Origin of the sequence: Rubellimicrobium roseum, assembly GCF_006152145.1 — a bacterium.
Lineage (GTDB): Bacteria > Pseudomonadota > Alphaproteobacteria > Rhodobacterales > Rhodobacteraceae > Rubellimicrobium > Rubellimicrobium roseum.
The window spans coordinates 1-5,404 of the sequence record NZ_VDFV01000098.1 but is presented as its reverse complement, the minus strand read 5'-3'; the positions used below and the strand labels follow the sequence as shown (position 1 = coordinate 5,404).

Here is a 5,404-nt window from a genome sequence, read left to right as displayed (position 1 = left end):
AAGACCTCGACCGCCTGATAGGCCCGACCGCTTGCTCTCGGCCCTGTCGAGAGCGCCTCTCGCGTGTGGCCATCGACGACGGTCAGGTCCGGAAGGGACGGCTTTGTTGCGCAAATCGCGTGGGCTTCCCCTTGTAGGCCAGGCAGGTTGGGCGGCGGGGATGAGCAAGCCTGTCCTTTCGACCTGCTGCACGACGAACTGGCCCACGTACAACGCGGTCCTGAAGCAGCGTGGCTCGTTGCTGATCTGGCTTGATCCCCAGACGGAGCGGGTAGCCGCCCCGGGCGGGCGTCGCGGTCGCCCGGCCACGTTCTCGGACGCTGCGATCCAGACCTGTCCGATGCGTGACGGGCGCTGTTCGGGTTGCCTTTGCGCCAGATCGAGCCTTGGGAGCGCCACGGGTCCGAGCCCCATGGCGAGGCAGGCTGGTGGCGAGCCTTCTCAAGCTCGCCAAGCTGGACTGGCCTGTGCCGGCCTTCGAGCCACGCTCTGCCGACGCCAGAATGATCTGACGGTCACCATCCCTTGCCGCCCTGGCACGGGCGCCCTGCACCTCTTGATCGACAGCACCGGGATCAAGGCCATGGGCGAAGGGGAGTGGTCGGCCCGAAGGCACGGTGCCTCTCGCCCCAGGCAGTGGTGCAAGCTTCATCTGATCGACACAGAGACGCTGGAGGTACGGGCGATCGTGGTGACCGAAAGCCGCGGGGGTGGTGGACCCATGCCCCCCAAGCTGCTGGAGCAGATCCCGCCCGAGGAGCCCATCGGGACGGTCACGGCTGACGGAGCCTATGACACACGTGCTTGCCACGCCTCCGTCGCCGCCCGAGGAGCCAAGGCCGTCATTCCCACCCGCCGGAACGGACGCCCCTGGAACGAGACCGCACCCGGAGCCCCCGCCCCCAACGACATCCTGCGAGCCAGCCACCGCTTCGGCCAAGCCATTTGACGAACCTGGAGCGGCTATCACCGGCGAAGTCTCGTTGAGGCCAGGATGCGGTGCCTCAAGCTCCTGGGCGAACGGCTTTCAGCTCGAACTTCCAGCCGCCAGACCGCCGAGCTTCAGATCCGTGCCGCCCTTCTCAACCGCTTCACCCAGCTCGGCACACCCGACACGATCCGCGTTGCATAAAGCCGACGGGGATCAGGGGGAGATCGACCTCAAGCCGATCTGCGCAACAGAGCCGGTCGAGCGATGGTCTATGGGTCAGAAACTTTTTTGGTGAAGCCAAACGAGATACCGGTGACACCTTGCTCAGTGCGCCCTTGAAGCGTGGGGCATGCGGCAGCTGGGTTTAGCATCCCTAATGTCAACCTGAATGCTTCCATCAGCGGACGAAGCGCGTGCCGGCAAGGCCAAGGATTCGCACACCCCGGATCGCCCAGCACCCTGGCCAGACCGCGATGTTCTACTGGTGTTTTGGCAAGCATGGACTTGATGCGGCCTCGTGTTTGTCGCAGCCCCAGCAGGATGAGCGCTGAGGATGGGATTGTGCGGTGAGGTCCTCACAATGCGCCCGGGCGGGTTCCAGGGCCAGCTGCTTGAGCCGATCTGCGGCCATGGTAGCTGCTTCGCAGAGGCCGTCTGCCTCATGGTCCGGCATACGTTCTTCCGCGCCTGAGGGAGAGCCGAAAACAACCCTCTGGCTGGCCGGACATCAGGCCGCCTTGGCCGCTACATGTTCGACCGCACCGAGGACCTCGGCTGTCGCCGTCTGATGGACCATGTGACCCGTGCCAGGCAGGCAGATGAAGGTACTCTGCGAGATTTCCTCATGGAGCCGCGCCGATTGGTAGCGTGCCATGACCATGCGGTCGCCTTGGCCGGCGATGATGGTGACCGGCACCCGGATCCGGGCGTAGCGGCCTTGAGCTGTGACAGCGGCGGGGATCATCAGGGCGGTCTCTTCGGCGCTGGCCCTCAGTTGCGACGGGCGAAGCGCCATCTCGCGGGGAAAGGCGTGAAACTTCTCCGGCATCGGCGCGGGCCCGAAGATCTTCCGCATGAGCCGTGGCCAGAGCAAGCGGCTGACCCAAGGCGACACTGTATGACGGAGAATGTCACCCACGACCGGGATCGCAGGGAGCGACATGGGCACAACGTCGAGACGGACCGAAGGATAGAAATATCCACCTTCCAGCACGAGGCTACCTACCACGTCAGGATGACGCTCGGCCATCGCCACAGCGACCGCGCACGCCCAAGAATGCCCAAGCACTGTGGCTTTGGCCACACCGATTTGACGGAGAGCGGAGGCCAGGAGGTCCGCTTGCGCCTCCGGCGTCCAGAGCTTGTCGCGCGGTCGCTCGCTATAGCCATAGCCTGGCCGGTCGAAGACGATGACCCGATGCCGCAGGGCCGCCTTGTCCACCAAACCGCTCGACAGGAAATCCTGAATCATGCCGCCGTTTCCGTGCAGCAGCACCAGCGGTGACCCCGCCCCGCGCTCGAAATAGTGCAGCCGCACGCCATCGGCATCGAGAAACCGCCCGATCGGTGGGTGGGCCTGTTCGGCCGCTATGGCACGGCGGTGATTGAGCACGGCCAGCGCCCCGAGCGTAGCTGCGGCAACGGCTCCGACCGCCAGCCCCCGCGCTGATCCCCGGAAGAGCCGGGCTCGTGCCTCGGCCTGCGCGTCCCGAGAGCCGGGCTGATGATAGATGGGAGGCGGGTGAGCGTTTGAGCTTATGCTAGCGTTCATGCCAGATCTCCATGATGGGCAGGCGACAGCCAGGTCGGGAAGCCTGAGTCTTGCCGCACTGCAGAATAACCTGAAGGGCTCGGCGGAGGTTCCAAGGCATGGCGAATGCAGGTCGCGTGACGGGCTGAAACGGATCTCGACCGCTTGGCGAACAGATGGCGATTTCCGCTTCTCTCTTGCGCCCGTGCTCTGCCTTTAGGCGCACCATATAGGCGTCGTGGGGCTCGATCACGCCATAGTCCGGGGCCGCGGACGCCAAGCTCGCAAAGTCCAGATGGTGCCGAGCGGCATTCCAGTTAGCGGCTCGATCGGTTGTTGAACAGGCCAAAGCCGATCAGCGCCAGCGTGGCCGACAGGGGCCGCCCGGCCGCCAGGTTCCTGGCGGCCGGGGTCAGGACGTCGTAGTGGTCGCCGTCGAACTCGGCCGCACCGGATCACCAGCGCGCCCACGCGCTCCTCCGCATCAAGGTCGTCGAGGTCGGGCAGGCGTTCGAATTGATGCGTCGGGATGCGGGTTCCGTGTGGCCTGAGTGGGCAGTCTGATTTGACCGAAATACGCCGATCTGCTTGGCAGGTGCACTCTGGCCCCCATGCAGCGATGAGCTAGAATTCACACGCCGCTGTTTGCTCGGCGCCTGCGGAACCAGCAGCCAATCCATGTGCGTGTCCCAAGGAAAGATGCCGAGCTCCATGCCTCTTAGCCAAACGATCGCTCTCAACGATGGACACCACATCCCGCGTTTGGGCTTTGGCGTCTGGCGTCTGCCGGACGAGGACGCGCCCGGTGTAGTCGGCGCCGCCATCAGGGCGGGCTACCGCCACATCGATACTGCGCAGGGCTATGACAACGAGGAAGGGGTCGGTCGGGCGGTGCGCGAGGCCGAGGTCCCGCGCGGCGAACTCTTCATTACCTCCAAGGAGCGCACCCGCGATCAGGGCTACGACAGCACGTTCCGCTCTCTTGAGGGCAGCTTGAAGCGCCTGGGGCTCGACTACCTCGACCTCTTCCTGATTCACTGGCCCGTGCCGGAACACGACCGCTATGCCGAGACCTGGAGGGCGCTGGTCGAGCTCCGGGCGCAGGGCCGGGTCCGGTCCATCGGGGTGTCCAACTTCCTGCCCTCGCATTTCGATCGCCTCATCGGCGAGACGGGCGTCGTGCCAGCCGTCAACCAAGTCGAGCTTCATCCCCGTTATCAGCAGCGCGACATCCGCGACTGGCATGCCGCTCATAGCATCGTGACCGAGAGCTACAGCCCACTCGGCGGGGAGGGCGCTGCCCTGCTGAGAGAGCCGGTCGTGACGGACATCGCAACCCGGCTGAGCAAGACTCCTGCGCAGGTCGTCATTCGGTGGCACCTGCAGCAGGACCTCGTGGTCCTGCCCAAGACCGCCAATCCGACCCGGGTTACCGAGAACTTGGATGTCTGGAGCTTCACGCTGAGCACGGAGGACATCGCGCGCATTGATGCGCTGGACCGGCCGGATGGCAAGACGCTGCCGCGGCCGGAGGAAATGAACACACTGTTCTGACAGGGAGCGTCTGCGTGATCAGACGCAGAGAGTACTGTCTCGGAAGCTTCGCGGCACGAGTCCTGCGGGGGGCTCGTTGCCCTTTCTCGCATCGGCTCGATGTCAGGGCATCGGAAAACGAAAACAAGGGCTGGCCAAGTGCGGTAAAGGAAGCTGCAGAGCCGTCCACATCGATCCGGAGGCGTGGATCGGGTTGACTCAAGCAACTGGCCGGTGGCGGACGGGCTCAATGATGCAAGCCTGTCGCCCGAGTGCCGAGCGGGACTTGGGAGGATCGAGATGCAGGGCAGCAAGGACGGACCGTGGATCGGGGCGGAAGCGCCGCGAATGGTCGAGCGGCCGGTTCACCGCCGCTGGCTGCTGGGCGAGGCCGAGCGGCTCATTACCCTTTTCCAGCGCAGCGCGGCGAACCCCGCGGGAGGCTTCTTCAACCTGGCCGAGGACGGCCGCCCCCTCGCCGAAGCTGGTCCCCATGGGTCACGGCGCAAGCTCCACGAGACCACCCGAATGGTTCACTGCTTCGCCATCGCTCATCAGCTGGGTTTGCCCGGGGCCGACCGCCTGATCGACCACGGCATGGATTTCCTGTGGAACTCGCACCGCGACGCGCGCGACGGTGGGTACTTTTGGGAGGTGGATGGCGAGGGTCCCACCAACCCGACCAAGCAGGCCTATGGCCATGCTTTCGTAATCCTCGCCGCATCCTCGGCCCTGGTGGTCGGGCACCCCGACGCGCGCCGCTTGCTGGATGACGCCACTGGCGTTCTACTTCAATGGTTCTGGGACGACGCGGCCGGGGCCACCACCGAGGAGTATGCCCGAGACTGGCAGTCCCTGGACACCTATCGTGGCCAGAACTCGAACATGCACCTGACCGAGGCCCTGATGGCGGCCTTTGAGGCCACCAGCGAGGCGCGCTGGCTTGACATGGCCGAGCGTATCGCCGGGCTCATCATCGACCGGCACGCCCGTGCGCAACGATGGCGCGTGGCCGAGCACTTCACCGAAGGCTGGGAGGTGGATCGCGTCTACGAGGGGGACCCCATGTTCCGGCCCGCCGGCACGACCCCGGGTCACGCGCTCGAATGGAGTCGGCTTCTAGGGCTTGTTGACGTTTGAGGATTCCCTAGCTGGTCGGCGAGTGATTCAAGGTTGCCAAACGGGAGGCG

Annotated in this window: 4 protein-coding genes and 2 pseudogenes; 3 read left to right on the top strand and 3 right to left on the bottom strand. The window is 65.2% G+C overall.

Annotated features, from left to right (window positions below):
- Nucleotides 1–160 precede the first annotated feature (160 nt).
- Nucleotides 161–1,132 (top strand): annotated as a pseudogene (locus FHG71_RS22650) (IS5 family transposase).
- A gap of 526 nt (nt 1,133–1,658) precedes the next feature.
- Here FHG71_RS22650 and FHG71_RS22645 read toward each other — a convergent pair.
- The 3 genes and pseudogenes from FHG71_RS22645 to FHG71_RS24850 form a co-directional block, all read right to left on the bottom strand.
- The gene (locus FHG71_RS22645) at nt 1,659–2,543 is read right to left on the bottom strand and encodes an alpha/beta fold hydrolase (protein WP_218014224.1); all 885 of its coding nucleotides are present in this window, start codon (nt 2,541–2,543) and stop codon (nt 1,659–1,661) included.
- 148 nt (nt 2,544–2,691) lie between these two features.
- Complete coding sequence (locus tag FHG71_RS24855; protein ID WP_425467389.1) at nt 2,692–3,030, bottom strand: DUF6880 family protein; 339 nt, start codon at nt 3,028–3,030, stop codon at nt 2,692–2,694.
- Nucleotides 2,999–3,118 (bottom strand): annotated as a pseudogene (locus FHG71_RS24850) (hypothetical protein); the annotation flags it as partial. The gene FHG71_RS24855 and the pseudogene FHG71_RS24850, both read right to left, overlap by 32 nt.
- A 262-nt stretch (nt 3,119–3,380) precedes the next feature.
- On the opposite strand from FHG71_RS24850, the gene FHG71_RS22640 reads away from it, so the two are divergent.
- Nucleotides 3,381–4,235 (top strand): aldo/keto reductase, encoded by an 855-nt coding sequence (locus tag FHG71_RS22640; protein ID WP_218014223.1) that lies wholly within the window; start codon nt 3,381–3,383, stop codon nt 4,233–4,235.
- Between the two features lie 279 nt (nt 4,236–4,514).
- Nucleotides 4,515–5,354 (top strand): AGE family epimerase/isomerase, encoded by an 840-nt coding sequence (locus FHG71_RS22635; protein WP_246045577.1) that lies wholly within the window; start codon nt 4,515–4,517, stop codon nt 5,352–5,354.
- Nucleotides 5,355–5,404 lie beyond the last annotated feature (50 nt).

What these genes read in the sequence shown, in the direction of transcription:
- FHG71_RS22640 (WP_218014223.1), top strand. Translation starts at nt 3,381, where the DNA reads ATGCCGAGCTCCATGCCTCTTAGCCAAACGATCGCTCTCAACGATGGA.
- FHG71_RS22635 (WP_246045577.1), top strand. Translation starts at nt 4,515, where the DNA reads ATGCAGGGCAGCAAGGACGGACCGTGGATCGGGGCGGAAGCGCCGCGA.